A 17,382-nucleotide genomic window follows, 5' to 3' on the forward strand; every position below is an offset into this window, starting at 1 on the left:
GAAATAGCAAATAAACGAAAAAAACACCGTCCCCGTGACTCCAACTCCACGAAAACAGTGCTTCGATGCGCGATCAGGGGTTCGAACCCTGGACACCCTGATTAAGAGTCAGGTGCTCTACCAACTGAGCTAATCGCGCAAGCCTTATTTTGTTTGCGTCTTTATTTCCTTGACGCAAGTGATATTATATCTAATGTTTCGGGAAAATGCAACCCCTTTTTTAAAATTTTTTTATTTTTTTGTAAATTCATTCAATTTCCTGCCTTCCAGCCTGAAAGATTCCACTGCTATGCTTCCATAAAAGCTGGCGTAATACCGCATAAACGGGGAATCTCAGGCAATATAGAAAATGCGGAGGACGCCTGCATTTTGCGTCCTCCATATATTCCTGCTGTCAGCTTCAATGATCTCCATATTCCCCGCTTGCCCTGATATCCTCAAGCACAGCGCCAAAGGATTCCAGCGGCTCAAATCTGACATCGTGGGGATACTGTGGGTAATCCCATTCCAGCTTATGGATGTCCCTTACCTTCACACTCATGACCCGCTTTAGCAAAAGCGTTGTCAGGTCATTTCTAACCTCTGCGTATGCCTCATCCTGATATAGATTTTTCAGTTCATGCGGGTCGGAATTCAGATCATATAGCTCCGCCCTGTCATCTGCATATACAGAGAGCTTAAAGCTCCCCTTTCTTATCATGGCACCCGGGCCGAATGAAGTCGGTGCATGGGGCGCCGTCAATGTAAATCCCGGAATCGGTTCTTTGTAAGTCGGGCAGCCTCCCCCGGCTTCACACAGGATCGTCTCTCTCCCGCTGTCATCCCCTCTGTCAAGCGCATCCGCCCAGGATCTGCCTGTCATGGTAGGCGGGATCTGAACTCCCAGGATATCCAGCAGAGTGGGCACCATATCCACCTCCTCTGTCAACCCTGCAAAAACTGTATTCTTCCATTTTCCGTCAGGATGCACCAAAATTGCCGGAATATGAGACAGGCATTCATAAAATGTTGGATTCTTATGGGTCATGCCATAATCGCCCAGCAGTTCTCCATGATCGGAGAAGAATAAGATCACAGTCTTCTTATCCTGTCCATTCGCTTTTAAGGCTTCCACAAGCCTTCCTACATTATCATCCACATAACGGATCTGCCCCATATAGTGTGCGATCGCCTTTTTCAAGTCCTCATCCGCACAGCGGTCCATTTCAGAATGTTTTCGGAACACCTCATTCTTCACCGGCTGACTGTCCTTATCATAGCCTCTAAAGGTGACCGGAATTTCAATCTCATCCGGGTCAAACATCGTATCATAAGGAGGCGGACAGCAAAACGCCGGATGCGGATCCTGATAGTTTATCCACAGGAGGTATGGTTTTTCCCGATTGTTTTCCACAAACTGAATGGCTTCTGTCGTCAGTCTGTGGGTAATGTTGAAAGGATGCTCCGTTTCCAATGTAAAGGATGAATAAGAATGCTCATATTGGGGATGCCCGTCATAATTGCCGAGACAGACTTCATCCAGCGCATCCCACAGCTTCGGAAGCTCGGAGTATGTGAAAAGGTGGTTTTTTCCAAACATCCCGGTTGTATACCCAGCCTGTTTCAGCGATGTAACAATATTCGGTACGGCCGGCGATATTGTGGACCAGTAATTCCTGTGGTTATGCTCCGAAAAATAGGTGCTCGTAGCAAAGCTGCACCTGCTCGGTCCGCAGAGCGGGGCGGCACAGTACATATTTTGAAAGCGCACCCCTCTTTCTGCCAGTGCATCAATATGCTTTGTGCCAATGCTCTCATGACCGTAGCATCCCAGATAATCGGCACGCATCTGGTCCGGTGTTATAATGATCAGATTATATTTCTCCATATTTACCACCATTTTATCAGATCCGTTACTTTATTTCTAAGCGCAACAAATTCCGGGTCTGATACCTTTCTTGGACGCGGGAGGTCATTGATGATCTCTGTTTTAATATGGGTCGGCTTATTTGTCAAGACGATGATCCGGTCAGACAGATACACAGCCTCTTCGATATTATGAGTTATAAACAATACGGTTGTTTTGACCTCCTCCCACATTTTCAGCAGTTCATCCTCCAGCTTATACTTTAAGGTCAGATCCAGCTGTCCATATGGTTCATCCATCAGAAGAAGGTCCGGCTCTATCGCAAACGCCCGGGCGATCACCACTCTCTGCAGCATACTTGCAGAAAGCTGGCTGGGATAATAATTACGGTATTTGTCAAGCCCCACCATCTTGATCACATAATCGGAGCGTTCCTTTAGCTTGTCAGGGGGAAACCGCTTCGCCTTCAGTCCAAATTCCACATTTTCCTGGATATTCAGCCATTCCATCGTGGAATATTCCTGGAAAATATAGGCCAGATTGTGCTTCTTAGGATGGATGTCCTCCCCATCTACCTTGATGCTCCCTTTATTAATATCGTAAACCTTGGTCAGTGAATTTAAAAATGTTGTTTTCCCACAGCCGGTCGGTCCTACGATACAAAGAAACTCCCCGTTATATACATGAAAGGAAATATTGTCCAAGACAAGCAGGTCTCCAAATGCCTTGGTCAGATCCTTAACTTCCACCTTTACCCTTTTCTCATTCATTTCCATTGCCAGCCTCCTTTTCGGGCCCGTTCACCTCTACGCACTGCGTGATCTCTTCCCTCAATGCCAGAAATTCTTTGCTTGTATAGTCTCTCGGCCGCGGAAGTTCAATGATATATTCCTTCTTAACTGCTGCAGGCATATCTGTCAGAACGACGATCCTGTCTGCCAGATAAATCGCTTCCTCAACGTTATTCGTAACAAAAACAACGGTACGCTTCTCTTTCGAACAGATCTTCTCGATCTCCTCCTCCATCAGATATCTGGTCTGTGCATCCAGATGTCCGAACGGTTCATCCATGAATATGACATCCGGGTTATTGCAGTATGCCCTTGCGATCCCCACACGCTGCTGCATTCCTCCTGAAAGCTTTACCGGATAGCTGTCCTCGAATCCCGTCAGTCCCACCAGATCAATATAATACTGTGCCCTTTTCTTCCATTCCTCTTTCTTTACGCCCTGCATCCTTGGGCCAAAAGATACATTTTTCATGACACTCATCCATGGAAAAAGTGCCGTTGTCTGGTAAACCATCCCTCTGTCGCTGCTGGGACCGTTCACCCTTTTTCCATTTACCTCAAGCTCTCCCGATGTAGGTTCTACGAGCCCGGCCATCAGGTTTAAGATGGTTGTTTTTCCGCATTGTCCCGGGCCGAACAGGACTAAGAACTCATTTTCCCGGACCTCCAGGTTCAGATCCCTTATGACCTCATTCACCTCGTCCTGTTTTCTGTTTTTTGCATAAAAAGTTTTACAGAGATCTTTACACCTGACTGTTATTTTCCCCTTTCCGTCCATGAACACAATCTCCTTTCTAAAACTCTCATAATATTGGCCAACGCAAACCCGATTACAGCAATAGAGATCATGCCTACCAGAATCAGTACTGTATCTCCTGAATTCATTCCCATGTTAATGATCCAGCCCGCCCCTTCATAGGAACTGATCATTTCTGCCGCCAGAACTGCCATCCAGGATGTAGACAGGGAAACCTGAAGCCCCGCAAAGATATACGGTGTGGCACTCGGCAGGATAATGTTCGTAAAAATTTGAAATTTATTTGCCCCAAGAAGCTCTGCTGCCCCCACTAATGTCGGATTCACTTTATTGGTACCATCGTAGGAATTCAAAACAATATTCGCAAAGCCGCCCATGAAGATAATAAAATACTTGGTCGTCTCTCCGATCCCAAACCAGAGGATTGCAAGAGGGATCCATGCAAGCCCCGGAATTGGCCGGATAATGTTAAAGATCGGCCTAACTATCGCGTTCACCGTTTGAGAATACCCCATGGCAACCCCCAGGATAATTCCGGTCACTGAAGACAGTCCAAATCCTATAAAAACTCGTTTCAGGCTATACAATACATGCATTTGAAGGGTATACTTCCCGATCGGCACGCGCAGTGACTCCATAAATTTGGTAAATACAGTCTGTGGAGTTGGGAAGAACAGCGATACCTTTGTATAGGAGGCCGCAAAGTACCATACTAAAAAAACGCTTAGAACCGCCGCTGCCCCAACACCCAGGGCAAGACTTTTTTCCTTTGTCTTCATCTTCTACCTCCTCACAAACTTCTTTTCCAAAAATTCCAGTGTCCCTGTTAAGACCGCTCCGACCCCGGCGATCACAAGCATTCCCATCACGATGATATCCGGTCGTCCGATCGTCCGGGCAATCTGGAGCATATATCCAAGCCCTTTTGTTGCTGCCACCAATTCAGCGGCTACCAGAGTCATCCATGCCACTCCAAGGGAAACTCTCAGGCCTGTAAAAATCATTGGAAGCGCAGTTGGTATCGCGATCTTTTTGAGAATCTCAAATTTTGTCAGTCCAAATGTCTTGCCCACATTGATATGTACTTCACTCGTCTGTTTGATCCCTGAATAAGAATTAATGATACATGGAATGACTGCCGATACGAAGATGACCATAGCCTTTGACTTGAGATCGATTCCCAGCAGAAGGATCATGATCGGAACCCATCCGATAGGAGGGATCGGCCTGATCAGATCAAAGATCGGCTTGATAAACAAGTCGACCGGCTTATACCATGCCATCAGAATCCCCATAGGAATCCCCACTGCGGCACCCAGAATATAACCTGTCAGAGCCACCTGCAGGCTGGCCGCCACATGAACCATAAGAACAGAGCCATCCGGTGAGGGATCCATAAGCTTTATAAAGAATGCCTGAAATGTCTTGATCGGACTGGGCATTGAATATACCGGAAACAGATGGAACACATCTGTGACCAGCTCCCATACGACGAAAAAGCAGGCCATGGAAATTGCTGAGATCACCATATACTTTTTGTTTCTCTTCATATCCTCATTTCTCTCTTTCTACCTTCATAGGGCTGCCGCAAAGTACATCCCCTGCCCCGGGCTGTCTCTGCAGCAGCACCTTACTTATGTCCTATTTCAGTGCTTCATCAAGGAACTCTGACGTGGTATTTTTCTTTACCGTCTCCACCTTGTCACTGTCCAGCTTATCCTGTGATACCATAAACTCAGCATAGGTTGCTTCATAATCTCCAAGTTTCAATTTTTTTGCTTCTTCTGTTGTCACGAAAGGCTTCAGATCGCATTCTGCCTGGATGTCCTCGTCTGTAGCCGAGCCGCCGTTTTCGTTGTACCATTTTTTAACAGCCTCGAACTTCTTCTGAGGATCTGCCTCCAGCTCATCATTTGCCTGGTAAAGCGTTTTCAAAAATGCAGGAATGACTGCCTTAATATCCGGATTATTATATGCTTTGTCTGTGATCGTGATCTCCTCATAAAGCTGCAGTCCCAGCTGTTCTAAGTCTGCCACCTTCACCATGGTGTCATCTGTCTGGAAACAGTACGGGGAAGTAAGGGCAGCCACATCGGCCTGTCCGCCTTTAAAGGCCTGATAGCACTGTGCAAATTCCATATGAACCATCTGCACATCCGTCTCAGGCACACCGATCGCCTCCAGCCATTTTGTCACTGCAAGCTGTCCCGTCGTTCCGGTCGTCTGCACGATCTTTGTCCCTTTTACCGTCTCCGGGGAACCAAGTACCTCCGGATAATCCGGATTGACTCCTTTTACCCCTGCCAGTGCAGAATCCTTGTAAGCCCATATCTCATTACCGCCGGTTCCGTTGATATGGCTGGCAATGACATGTGCATCGAAGTTCGCCACTCCAAATACAAACGCTCCGCCAATGGTTGCTACATCATAAGAATCGGATGCGATGGCCTCGTTCATGGGTGCTCCTGTCGGAAACATGACAGGCTCGATCTTAAAGCCATTCGCCTCATCCAGCTTATTGTCCATGATATAGCCGATCGGGGAACTGATATAATATGGCTGTACCGCTACCCTGATCACCTGAAGCTCTCCGGGATCGGTGCTGCCTTTTGAATCCTCAGACTTAGCTGCTTCCTTTTTGTTCTCCGTTTCCCCTCCAGACTGGCAGCCGGTTACCATGGTGAGTGCTAAAGCCAGCGTAAGAAAACCTGCTAAAACTCTTTTCTTCATACCCTTTTCTCCTTTTTCTCTTTCTTTTATTTTAAACAAGACCATTCTTGTTTAATTCTTCCGCCCCTCAAAAGCCTCCTGAAATAACTCCCTGTCAACATTATCCTCCACATTTGAAAGCCCGATGGGAGGGATATTCCCGATCGCCGCCATATATTCGGCATACTTTAATTCAAAATCCCCGAATTTATCAATATCGTAGTTTTGCCGTGTGACCAGAAGCTTATCTGCGCACTCTGCTTTCAGATCAGCGCCGGAAACCTCCTGTCCCTGTCCTTTGTACCAGTCCCCGGCTGCTTTTAGCTTCTCATCCTGATCGGATTCCAGTATTTCATTTGCATATAAAAGGCATTCCATAAAACGGACAAGAATCTCCCTTTTTTCTTTATGAGCCTCTTTTGTAGCCAGGATCACCTCATAAATCTCTGTATGAAGCGACTCTGCATCTGCTGTCTTTTTAAGGCCTTCCCTCTCAGCCCGGTAAGAATAAGGGGCACTGAGTACAATAGCATCACCCTCTCCTTCCAAAAAGCTTTCATAATTCCCCTCAAATGTGCCATAAGACAGCTTCACCAAGCTTTTTTTCACACCGACTGATTCCAGCCATTTCATTCCGAGATACTGCTGGGTCGTATTTACCTTCATCAGAATCCTTCTCCCGCGCACAGTTTCTAAATCACCGTACACCTCGGGATATGTGGGATTAAATCCCTTTATATCTAATATGCTGCTGTCATTTCTTACATAAACTGCATCTCCGCCTGTAGAACAGATATGCTCTCCAATAACAACACCCTTATTTTCCACGAGAGAATATAGAAATGCCGCACCCGAAGTAGCCACATCATACTGATCCTTCTCAATGTCCATGATCTGCTCCGCACCGGACGGGTACTTAACAGGGATCAATTTCAACCCGAATTCCTCATCCAGCCCCTGTTCCATAATATATCCGATCGGAGAACTGATATAATACGGCTGTACTGCTACCCGAAGCGGTGTCAGAGTCTGTTTACTTCTGCCGCCCTTCTGCCTGCCCTTGTCTGTATGCGTGGCACTGCTGCACGCAGATACACCGATCATCAGGATAACGATACCTATTAACAGTACTTTTTTCTTCATCTTCTCTCCCTGCCTCTAATCATATCTTACTAGATCCTTTAGAAAAACAAATGCACAAAACTGTTAGTAAATTGTACTTTTCTGACATCCCTGCTGCAGCTTATCAGAATTTTTTGCACAATATTGATATTTTGTCAATTTTTATAAAAGAATGGGTTTACTCCGGTCACCTTTTTGAACACTCTGGAAAAATAGGACAGATTAGAATACCCAACTCTTTCAGCCACTTCATACACCTTAAGCTCCGTTTTTGAAAGCAGCTCCACAGCCTTTTGTATCCTGTAGTTTGTCAAATAACTGTTAAAGGTTACCCCGGTTTCTGCCTTGAACAGCCGGCAGAAATATTCTGTGTTAATATTAACGTAATCTGCTACCTCTGTTAAGGAGCCTATGGAGTCATAATTGTTCACAACATAGGCGATCGCTGATTTCACATAACCAGAGTAGGCTTTTTCACCTATGACCATTGTCCCCTTAAGCTCCTTAAGAAATGTATCTATCCTCGTCTTAAGCTCCTCTAAACTCTCTGCATCTGAAATACTGTCTTTTACCTGGCTGCACAGCTCCTCCAGTTCATGGCCTGCAAATTCCATCTTAGACACCTTATATGCATCTACGATATCCCCGAAAAGCTCCTTCACCTCCACCAGATCCAGAATCTGTTCCTTTTCCAATACCCGAAACAGGTCTATGATATACTCCCGGGCTTCCTCCTGGCGCTCTTTATGGACCATAGAAACGATGCTTTTTCGGATCCCCTTTATCTTCTCTATGCTGCCAGTTTCCTCCCTGTACATAAGAATATTCTGATGCGGCTCATAAAATTTAAGGTTTAACGCCATTCTGGCCCGTCTGCATGCCTCAATCACATTCGTGCCAAATCCGGAAAAACCGATGGCAGTATCCTTCAAAACCGCGATGTCCTGACAGAATGACATTGCCTCTCCAAAGCACGCTCCCGCTGAATGGCGGTCTTTATAACTGCACACCCAGACGGAAATATCCTTCTCATAACAGGCATGTTCTATCTGCAGAACAAAAGTGTTCAGATAACTGTCAAACACTTCATTTAGCGGCTCTTTCTCTTCATATGCAATAGCAAAAATATGAGCACCTTCCTTTGATCCGATCGGAAAAGCCTCCGTTTTCCCGGGGTCTTCGATCCAAGACTTTATATACTGCGTTTTCCTTGGCTCCCCCCTTTCCTTCCTATTCTCCCTGTAATTGTGCAGGATCTGCTTTAAAATATCAGCCGTGATCTCATTTTTCAGTACATATTCATTTGCCTGATATTTGATTGCCTCCCGTGCATATTCAAATTCACTATACGAGGTCAGCATAACCACATAGGTATCCGGATGCGCTGTTTTTATCCGCTGCAATAATTCAAGTCCTCCCATTTTGGGCATCTTAATATCTGTGATCACCATGTCCGGCAGCCACCTGCCAAATTGTTCCCATGCCTCTTTCCCATTCGAGGCCGTATTTACCTCGCTTTCCTCACCCTCCAGATTCACCATGGACATTTTCAGCCATTCACGAATCGGAAGTTCATCATCCACAATTAGTATCTTCATAATCTCATCCTTTCCATACCGCCATAAGTCAAAACGGATATTCTAAATCCATCTCACTGCTTCTTTCATGAGCTGCCTGCTCCATGGGATTAATCTATGACTGGCATTTTCACAAAAATCCTGGCACCATCATTGTAATTTGTATCAATGCTCAGACCATACTTCTTCCCAAAGGTCATTTTGAGACGCTCCCTGATATTATTCATGCCGATCATATTAGACTGCTCCCCTGAGCGGATCCTCCTGCTCAGCTTCATAAAATTCTCATCCGTAAATCCCACGCCGTCATCTGTAACTGTAATGACCATATCATTCTCTTCGATCTGAAAGCTTACCGTGACATGGATGGAATCCACTTCGTCATCCAAACCATGGAACAATGAATTCTCCACAAGCGGTTCCAAAATCATCCGCAGTACCTTTTTTTGATATAATTCAGGCGGGCACTGTATCTGCAGGGAAAATTGTTCCCCGTACCGATACTTCTGCAGCACAGAATAGTCCTCCAAAAACTTAATTTCCTGTGACACATCCACAAACTCACTCTTATAAGACAAGATGTATTTCAAAATAGAGGTGAATGCATCAATGATTCCGATGGCCCCCTCTTTCTCTCCCATGTCCACCAGGCATCGGATAGAAAACAGGGTATTATATAAAAAGTGGGGACTCATCTGGGACTGCATGAAGCCCATCTCCGCGGCCCGCTTCTTCTTTTCTGAGTCCTTGATCGCGGTCACGAGGCTTCGGATTCTCTGATTCATATAATTACATTCCTCGCAGATCGTATTGATCTCACGCCATCCTGATACTTCAAACTTCTGCTCATTTTTCTCTGACCTTCCCACCTTTTCCAGCTCGTGTACTAATTCCCTAAGAGGTCTTGCCGTCCTCTGTGATATGTACAGGCAGATCAGCATGCTGACTGCAAAGATTGCCAATCCGATCAATACCATCCGTCTGCGTATGGTCTGTACCTCCCCCAAAAGCAGCTCCAGAGGGATCTCCTCCACCAGCATCCAGTTTAATTCCTGATTCTTAAATACAGAAAACAGATATTGCTTCTGACTTTTCTCGATGATGTTGTAATTCTGATGCTGAAACATCTGGTTCATCACATCCATATCATAAAAACGGATACCGATCAGCTCCTTATTTCTGTGGGATACGATATTTCCATCGCTGTCAACGATATAAATATCATTCTGATCCGACAGCGATTCGAACACCTGGCTGAAATTATGCTCATAAATATTAAATAAGAACAGGCCAATAAAATTCCCATCCTGATCTGACATGGTCCGCGCAATTGAAATAACGCTTTTCCCCCTTATGTCGTCATATGTTGAGATCCATTTCTCTTTTTCCTTCATGACATCTAAAAACCACAGCTTATTCCTGTAATCAGCCAATGACTGCATCCGGGTGTTTGGATCCGAGCTGTAGGTATATCCGTTTTCCATCAGAAATGTGTAGTAGAACTCAAGTCCTGTGGCTGCCTGGGTCATCCCTGTCATATTTTCTATACTCTTAAAATTCTCCTGTATCTGCTCCTTCTCCGCTTTTGTATAACTGCCTTCATGATATAGATCTGTAAGATTTTCATTATAAAAATACAGGTTGGACAACATCTGGGCATTCGATTTGATCGTAGAGACCTTCTCAGATATCTGGCTTAATACATCTACCCGGGAATTAGAAATCTTCTGTACGATCAATTTTTCGAACATCTGAAATGAAATGATCCCGCTGATTCCCAGTGTGCAGATAATAATACTTGCTGTTAAAATAATCAGGATCGTCTTTAACTTTAAAGGGGCATGTCTTTTTCTCATCATACATCTCTCCAATCAGCTGTTTAGCTTCTAATTTTTATTTTAAATGTAAATCAAAAATAAGCAACTGAAACTTAATAGTAAAAAAAGTAAACTTATATCTTTTCTGCCTTCATCCCTCCAGTCTGTTGCACCCTCATATCTCCCCGTGCTATACTTTTCTTAATCATAATTCACACCATAGAAATCAACTTTTTATGAAATTCAAGGCTGTTTCAGCCACTAAGGAGGCCCACATGACTACTACATCCCCTATCTCATGCACGATCGAGCACCACGCCACCCTTTTTGCTCTTCTCGCCAAGCATGCTGTTTTACAAAATGGAGACAAAGGCCGGGATGCCATCCTGGCAGGTATGACAACGTACGGCAATGAACGCGGAAGGCGCATGGCACAGAATGCACTTGCACACAACGACCCTTTAAATACGATGACCAGCCAGGCCTACGGAGAATGGGTGCCGGACTATCCTGGACAGATAGATGCCGGGACTCTTCGCACCGAGCCCACATTCCAGACCTATGTTTCCAAATGCGCCTGGTGTGATGCCTGGAAAAAACATGGTTTATTAGAATATGGGAAATATTACTGTGTGAATGTAGACAAAGCCGTTTATCAGGGATTTCGTTCTGATCTGACCTGCACACTCCTGACAGACCCGTTAAGCTGGGGAGGAGAGCGCTGCGAATTTGACTGGGAGTATCCGCTGACCCAGGAGGATACCCGTCTTCTGGCAGAGAAAAGAGAAGAGCTCGGTCTGTCCTGCGTAAAGAACTTTACCTTTCATACCGCACACATTTTATATACGCTTGGCAGCACTTTAGTAGAGGAACTTGGGGAAGACGGAAAAAATGCTGTAAAGGATGCTGTCAGGGATTACGTTGACCTTTTCGGCCGGGAATATCTTGATATTCTTGAGGGGGCATATGAGGGGAAAGCTTTTCCCGTTTCTCTATAAATTAAAAAGCAGAAGCTGCGTATCCCGCTTATATTTTTTTGCGATATAAGGAGCGTAGTTTCCTATATCACAAAAACGGCGGTATCACTCAGAACATTGAGAATACCGCCGCCTCTATATTTGGTATTTATGTTTTTTAAGCTTCCATCATCTCCGCCAGCACCCATTTATCGAGCACTCCGTCAGCCGCCGACACGGGTTCACCCGCCCGAAACAGTACAAAGGTAGGTACGATCTCTATTTCAAACTCTGCGGCAAGATCTTCGCTTTCATCAATATCGATCTGGCACACCTTGACCCGGCCATCGTACTTATCTGCAAGTTCATCCACGATATCTGCCATCATGGCACACTTTGCACACCATGCGGCAAAAAACTCCACTAAGACAGGAAGTTTAGAACTTAATACCTCCTGCGGATAATTCTCTTGTGTTACTCTGATCTTCATAGCAGACACCTACTTTTCTCTTTCCATTCTTTCATCCTATTACCCACGGCAGTTCCCGTTATTTAAAAATTCACATACCTCATCGAACGAACGCTTCAGGCACATCAGCTTCCGGTTCAGATCCGGCCTGCAATACATCCTGTGGCAAACATAATCCTTCCATCCTCTGCCTTTCATATCCTGCCTCCTGCCCACATCGTAATAAAAGAGCTTCCTATTGAGAAATAGATCTCCTCACACTTATCATATGAAAAGAGAAAAAAAATGTGAATGGGAACGCCGGCCTTTCCCGCCTTACGTTACTCCATTCACATCTTTGATGTCCCTTACTTTCTTACTGCGATCAGCTTATTGATCGGGTTTCCTTTTGCCGAAAATTTTTCCTCATACTCTGTCATCACATTGCCCTCGTTCATGATCTCATGGTGATGAAGGTCATATGTATAATGCTCCAAAAGCCATCCTGACTCTCTTACCTGTTCCAATGAAAAGTTGAACAGCTCGGTATTATCCGTCTTAAATTCCACCCTTCCTCCGGGTACGAGTACCTTCTCATACCGCGCCAGGAACTCCGCAGAGGTCAGCCGTCTTTTTGCATGGCGTGCCTTGGGCCACGGATCTGAGAAATTCAGATAGATCTTCCCTACCTCATTCTGCGCAAATACGTCCTCGATATCCCTCGCATCCATACAGACAAAACGAACATTTTCCAACATCTGAAACTCTTCTGTGTCAAATTTTTCTACTGCACGAAGCAGGACACTGGTATAACGCTCGATACCGACGAAATTAATCTCCGGGTGTTTCGCTGCCATATTCAGAAGAAACTGCCCCTTTCCCATACCGATCTCGATATGGATCGGGTTTTTATTGCCAAACACCTGGCTCCAGCAGCCTTTCTGTGCTTCCGGACGTTTGATCACGGTCTTGTGTGACTGGATCGTGCCCTCTGCACGTGGAATATTTCTCAATCTCATACTTTATAACTCCTTTTTATTTTACTTCCCCAATTTGTGTGTTTTATTTCTATTTATGGTAAGTATAATACAGTACAGCAAAAAATCAATCCACTTGCTGTAGAAAACTCAAATTTTTCTACGGAATATCATATCATACAGAGGCATAAAACATCAAATAAAAGTTGTAACTATTCAAGTCATACCGGCTCAATGTCACCTCTGTAACTTGCTTTTTTCGCGAAAAGGTGTATTATAGATACAACTACTATCAACGAATCACAGGAGGCAAAAAATGGACTCTATTGTAAAGAAATTATCAGAAATAGAATCTGCCGCTGCCGCCATCGTAGAACACGCTGAAGCTCAAAAATCGGTTCTGGATAAGGAATACGATGAAGCCCGACGCAGGTTCGATGAAGACCTGGAGGAAAAGACCCAGGACCGCATCAAAAAGATCCGCGATGAGCTGGAGAGCAGCACCACCAGGCTTTTGGACAGCCAGACCGGGGCCAACAGCGACTCTATCAAGGCACTGCAAAAAGAGTATGAAGAGAAGCATACCCAATATGCGCAGGATATTTTAAAACGGATCACAGAGGTATAGTTTATGGGGAATCTACTTGTTTACAGCGGGATCGTGACCAAGATCCGTGCTATGGAGGCCAAGCTTTTGAAGCCGGAACAATTCGAAGAGATCGCCAATCTCCACAATGTACCGGAAGTCGTTTCTTATCTGATGGAGAACTCTGCCTATGCAGATGTACTGGATGAGATCGACGAGACCAGGCTTCACCGCGGCGACATAGAGAAGGTTTTGATCCAGTCGCTCTATCAGGACTACACGAAGATCTACCGTTTCTGCAGTCTGGAGCAGCGCAAATTCCTGCACTTATATATCAAACGTTATGAGATTGATCTGATTAACTATTGTTTCCGTATCGTGATCAATCATTATGCCGAGCCCTTTGATCTCAACTATAAAAAGCCGTTTTTTGACCGGTATTCCCAGATCTCCATCGAGAAGCTGATCACCTCAAGGACGACAGATGAGCTGGTTGAGAACTTGAAAGGCACGGAGTATTACGAGCCTCTTAAGAAGCTGCGTGACAGTCAGTCAGTCACTTTATTTGACTATGACCTGACATTGGATCTGTATTACTTTTCTTCTCTGTGGAAGGAAAGGAAAAAGGTATTAAAGAAGAAGGAACTGGAGATCTTCACCCGGGACTGCGGTTCCAAGATCGACCTGCTGAACCTCCAGTGGATCTACCGGGCCAAGAGATATTATGAGATGGCGCCTGCGGATATTTATTCGCTGCTTGTTCCGATCCATTACAAGGTTTCTATGGAGCTGATCAAGGAGCTGGTTGAATCTTCTAATAAAGAAGAGTTTTACGCGGCCATGAGGAAGACCTCCTATTCGCGGCACTATGATTTTGCCCAGAAGCTTACGATCGAGCAGATGTACGCAGAATGCCTTTATCATCTCTATACCGTGGACAGGAGACGCAATCCTTACTCCATCGCCACGATCAATACGTTTTTATTTTTAAAGGAAGAAGAGCTTAAAAAGCTGACGACCGCTATGGAATGTATCCGCTACGGCCTTACACCCGGCGAGACGTTAGCGTACGTTGGAGGTAGAACGCAATGATAGTGAAAATGAAATTTATCAACATCTCCGGCCCCCGCAATGACATTGACCGCGTTACGGACCTCTACCTGTCGCGATATGAGATTCAGCTTGAATCTGCCCTATCAGAGTTAAAGACAGTGGATAACTTAAGGCCTTTTGTGGAGATCAACCCTTACCGCGATGCACTGAATAAGGCGATACAATTTGTGGGATATCTGCAGAATGCCGATGAAGTGGAGCCAGATAATTCCCTGGGCCTGGATGACATGTTCGAAGTCGTCCGCAAAGCCAACCAGGACTACATGGAGCTGCAGGACAAGAAGGATAAGTTAAAAAGGAAGATCGACGAGCTGCATAAGAAACAGCAGATCATCGCCCCCTTCCGTCCTCTGGACTGTGAATTGAGCAGGATCTTACAGTACAAGTATATTACTTACCGGTTCGGAAGGATCGCCGTTGAATTCTACCACAAGATGGAGAAATACCTGATGGATGATCTGGGGGCCATTTTTGTGGAAGGTGAACGGGATGACAGCTTTGTCTACGGAGCTTATTTTGTTTCCCCTGGTGAGGCTCAGAAGGTAGATGCCGTTTTCCGGTCTCTGCATTTTGAAAAGATCGAACTTCCGTCAGAATTCCGGGGGACTCCTGAAGCGGAGTACCGCAAGATCGTAAAGGAGATCTATAACGCGAACCAGGAGATCGAGAACCTGGATAAAGAGGCAGGCGAGATGCTCGCCGGGCGCGCCCCGCAGCTGATCGCGGCAAAGAACCGGCTGGAAGAACTGGCAAATAACTTTGATGTCCGCAAGATGGCGGCCCGCATGGAGGATAAAAAGGAAGATTACTACATCCTCTGCGGCTGGATGGCCGAGGACGATATTGAGAAGTTTATCAATGAGATCAAGGACGATGACAAGGTCTTTGTCGTTGTCGAAGACGACCATGATACTTATTTTGGCGAACCGCCGACCAAGCTGGAGAACCCGAAGATATTCAAGCCCTTCGAGATGTTCATCCAGATGTATGGCCTCCCTTCCCATGATGAATTTGACCCCACTGTGTTTGTAGGGCTGACCTACTCGTTTATTTTCGGTGTCATGTTCGGAGATGTGGGACAGGGGCTTCTGCTTTTGATCGGGGGCGGCCTGATCTACTACTTTAAGAAGGCACCTCTGGCAGGAATTATTGCCACCGCGGGTATCTTCTCCACGATTTTTGGATTCATGTTCGGCAGTATCTTCGGATTTGAAGATATCATCAAACCGTTATGGTTAAGGCCTATCAACCATATGACCACGCTGCCGTTCATCGGAAAGCTGAACACGGTGTTTATTGTTGCTGTCGCATTTGGTATGGGAGTGATCCTGATCGCAATGATCCTCCATATCGTCAACGCGGTACGAAGCCACGATATGGAGAATATCTGGTTCGATGCAAACGGTGCTGCCGGATTTGTATTTTACGCTTCTGTCGTTGTAACTATCGTACTGTTTATGACAGGGCATAAGACACCGGGCGGGATCGTCATGGCTGTGATGTTTGGCATTCCACTTTTGTTAATCTTATTCAAGGAACCTATTACAAGAAAGCTTCAAAAACGTGCGGACACTATGGAGGAGGGGGCAGGAATGTTCCTCGTACAGGGCTTTTTCGAACTGTTCGAGACACTGCTGAGTTACTTCTCCAACACACTTTCCTTCGTGCGTATCGGTGCATTTGCAGTCAGCCATGCGGCGATCATGGAAGTCGTCCTGATCCTTGCAGGCGCGGAAAGCGGCTCACCGAACTGGGTAGTTATCGTACTCGGAAACTTATTTGTATGCGGTTTCGAAGGACTGATCGTTGGTATTCAGGTACTTCGTCTGGAATATTATGAAATGTTCAGTCGTTTTTATAAAGGAAGCGGAAGAGCTTTTGATCCATATTCAAAAAAATCGAAAAAAACTAAGAAAAAGTAGGGAGGACCTCAACTATGACTTTAGCAACAAAAATCATTCTTATCGCAGCTTTAATCTTAAGCATCATCATTCCATTCGGATATTACCTGATCGGGGAAAAGAACAAGAAGCGCTATAAAAAGACCATCGGCGTGAATGCATTCTTTTTCTTCGGTGCGTTCGCCATTGCATCGATCATGATGCTCGGCGGCAAAGTAGAGGCAGCCGACGCAGCAGCTGCTGCCGCTTCTACAGCAACAGGACTTGGCTATATCGCAGCCGCTCTGGTTACCGGTTTATCCTGTATCGGCGGTGGTATTGCCGTGGCAAGTGCAGCAAGCGCAGCCCTCGGTGCTATCAGTGAGGACTCCAGTGTGCTTGGTAAATCCCTGATCTTCGTAGGTCTTGCAGAAGGTGTCTGCCTGTATGGTCTGATCATCTCCTTCATGATCTTAGGTAAACTGTAAGATGAAGATGTATCTGATCAGTGATAATGTTGATACCTATACAGGAATGCGTCTTGCAGGCGTAGACGGCGTTGTGGTCCATGAACGTGATGAGCTCCATGAGGCCCTTCAGAACGTCCTGCAGGACAAAACCGTAGGCATCGTCCTCCTGACTGAGAAGCTGGGACGTGAATTCCCCGACATCATCGATGAATTCCGTCTGGAGAGGAAGATGCCTCTTCTGGTTGAGATTCCTGACAGGCACGGAACCGGACGTAAAAAGGACTTTATCACATCTTATATTACAGAAGCAATTGGACTGAAACTATAAAAAAG

18 protein-coding genes and 1 tRNA gene are annotated in these 17,382 nt (G+C 45.5%); 6 read left to right on the plus strand and 13 right to left on the minus strand.

Annotated elements, in window-relative coordinates; translation table 11 throughout:
• Window positions 1-66 precede the first annotated feature (66 nt).
• The 10 genes from AC4OGX_RS03975 to AC4OGX_RS04020 form a co-directional block, all read right to left on the minus strand.
• Window positions 67-139: transfer RNA gene (locus AC4OGX_RS03975), tRNA-Lys, on the minus strand.
• A gap of 261 nt (window positions 140-400) precedes the next feature.
• Window positions 401-1,867 (minus strand): sulfatase family protein, encoded by a 1,467-nt coding sequence (locus AC4OGX_RS03980; RefSeq protein ID WP_493328615.1) that lies wholly within the window; start codon window positions 1,865-1,867, stop codon window positions 401-403.
• A gap of 2 nt (window positions 1,868-1,869) precedes the next feature.
• Window positions 1,870-2,616, minus strand: a complete 747-nt coding sequence (locus AC4OGX_RS03985; protein WP_493328699.1) for an ABC transporter ATP-binding protein — start codon at window positions 2,614-2,616, stop codon at window positions 1,870-1,872.
• Entirely contained in the window at window positions 2,609-3,415 is an 807-nt protein-coding gene (locus AC4OGX_RS03990; RefSeq protein ID WP_493328616.1) for an ABC transporter ATP-binding protein, read from the minus strand. Before AC4OGX_RS03990 ends, AC4OGX_RS03985 begins: the two co-directional genes overlap by 8 nt.
• Window positions 3,394-4,173, minus strand: a complete 780-nt coding sequence (locus AC4OGX_RS03995) for an ABC transporter permease (RefSeq protein ID WP_493328617.1) — start codon at window positions 4,171-4,173, stop codon at window positions 3,394-3,396. Before AC4OGX_RS03995 ends, AC4OGX_RS03990 begins: the two co-directional genes overlap by 22 nt.
• Before the next feature lie 3 nt (window positions 4,174-4,176).
• Window positions 4,177-4,944 carry an ABC transporter permease gene (locus AC4OGX_RS04000; RefSeq protein ID WP_493328619.1) on the minus strand — a complete coding sequence of 256 codons (768 nt, stop codon included), beginning with the start codon at window positions 4,942-4,944 and terminating at the stop codon, window positions 4,177-4,179.
• A 91-nt stretch (window positions 4,945-5,035) separates the two neighbouring features.
• Window positions 5,036-6,124 (minus strand): ABC transporter substrate-binding protein, encoded by a 1,089-nt coding sequence (locus AC4OGX_RS04005; protein WP_493328620.1) that lies wholly within the window; start codon window positions 6,122-6,124, stop codon window positions 5,036-5,038.
• 51 nt (window positions 6,125-6,175) lie between these two features.
• Window positions 6,176-7,246 (minus strand): ABC transporter substrate-binding protein, encoded by a 1,071-nt coding sequence (locus tag AC4OGX_RS04010; RefSeq protein ID WP_493328621.1) that lies wholly within the window; start codon window positions 7,244-7,246, stop codon window positions 6,176-6,178.
• 134 nt (window positions 7,247-7,380) lie between these two features.
• Window positions 7,381-8,823: a response regulator gene (locus AC4OGX_RS04015; protein ID WP_493328622.1), complete on the minus strand. Its 1,443-nt coding sequence runs from the start codon at window positions 8,821-8,823 to the stop codon at window positions 7,381-7,383.
• 89 nt (window positions 8,824-8,912) lie between these two features.
• Window positions 8,913-10,661, minus strand: a complete 1,749-nt coding sequence (locus AC4OGX_RS04020) for a sensor histidine kinase (RefSeq protein WP_493328623.1) — start codon at window positions 10,659-10,661, stop codon at window positions 8,913-8,915.
• Between the two features lie 233 nt (window positions 10,662-10,894).
• Here AC4OGX_RS04020 and AC4OGX_RS04025 point away from each other — a divergent pair, with 233 nt between their 5' ends.
• Window positions 10,895-11,617: an L-2-amino-thiazoline-4-carboxylic acid hydrolase gene (locus AC4OGX_RS04025; protein ID WP_493328625.1), complete on the plus strand. Its 723-nt coding sequence runs from the start codon at window positions 10,895-10,897 to the stop codon at window positions 11,615-11,617.
• 136 nt (window positions 11,618-11,753) lie between these two features.
• Here the strand turns inward: AC4OGX_RS04025 and AC4OGX_RS04030 are convergent, their stop codons facing one another.
• The 3 genes from AC4OGX_RS04030 to trmB form a co-directional block, all read right to left on the minus strand.
• Window positions 11,754-12,065, minus strand: a complete 312-nt coding sequence (locus AC4OGX_RS04030; protein WP_493328626.1) for a thioredoxin family protein — start codon at window positions 12,063-12,065, stop codon at window positions 11,754-11,756.
• A 39-nt stretch (window positions 12,066-12,104) separates the two neighbouring features.
• Window positions 12,105-12,242 (minus strand): hypothetical protein, encoded by a 138-nt coding sequence (locus tag AC4OGX_RS04035; protein WP_493328627.1) that lies wholly within the window; start codon window positions 12,240-12,242, stop codon window positions 12,105-12,107.
• A gap of 149 nt (window positions 12,243-12,391) precedes the next feature.
• On the minus strand, window positions 12,392-13,042 hold the full coding sequence (gene trmB / locus AC4OGX_RS04040; RefSeq protein WP_493328628.1) for a tRNA (guanosine(46)-N7)-methyltransferase TrmB: 651 nt from the start codon (window positions 13,040-13,042) through the stop codon (window positions 12,392-12,394).
• Window positions 13,043-13,316: 274 nt separating this feature from the next.
• Here trmB and AC4OGX_RS04045 point away from each other — a divergent pair, with 274 nt between their 5' ends.
• The 5 genes from AC4OGX_RS04045 to AC4OGX_RS04065 are packed head-to-tail and all read left to right on the plus strand — an operon-like array spanning window position 13,317 to window position 17,377.
• Entirely contained in the window at window positions 13,317-13,628 is a 312-nt protein-coding gene (locus tag AC4OGX_RS04045; RefSeq protein ID WP_493328630.1) for a hypothetical protein, read from the plus strand.
• A 3-nt stretch (window positions 13,629-13,631) separates the two neighbouring features.
• On the plus strand, window positions 13,632-14,678 hold the full coding sequence (locus AC4OGX_RS04050) for a V0D/AC39 family V-type ATPase subunit (RefSeq protein ID WP_493328631.1): 1,047 nt from the start codon (window positions 13,632-13,634) through the stop codon (window positions 14,676-14,678).
• Window positions 14,675-16,621 carry a V-type ATP synthase subunit I gene (locus AC4OGX_RS04055; protein WP_493328632.1) on the plus strand — a complete coding sequence of 649 codons (1,947 nt, stop codon included), beginning with the start codon at window positions 14,675-14,677 and terminating at the stop codon, window positions 16,619-16,621. Before AC4OGX_RS04050 ends, AC4OGX_RS04055 begins: the two co-directional genes overlap by 4 nt.
• Before the next feature lie 14 nt (window positions 16,622-16,635).
• Window positions 16,636-17,067: an ATP synthase subunit C gene (locus tag AC4OGX_RS04060; protein ID WP_493328633.1), complete on the plus strand. Its 432-nt coding sequence runs from the start codon at window positions 16,636-16,638 to the stop codon at window positions 17,065-17,067.
• Window position 17,068: 1 nt separating this feature from the next.
• Window positions 17,069-17,377 (plus strand): V-type ATP synthase subunit F, encoded by a 309-nt coding sequence (locus AC4OGX_RS04065; RefSeq protein ID WP_493328634.1) that lies wholly within the window; start codon window positions 17,069-17,071, stop codon window positions 17,375-17,377.
• Window positions 17,378-17,382 lie beyond the last annotated feature (5 nt).

This window comes from Faecalicatena sp. (assembly GCF_058819085.1).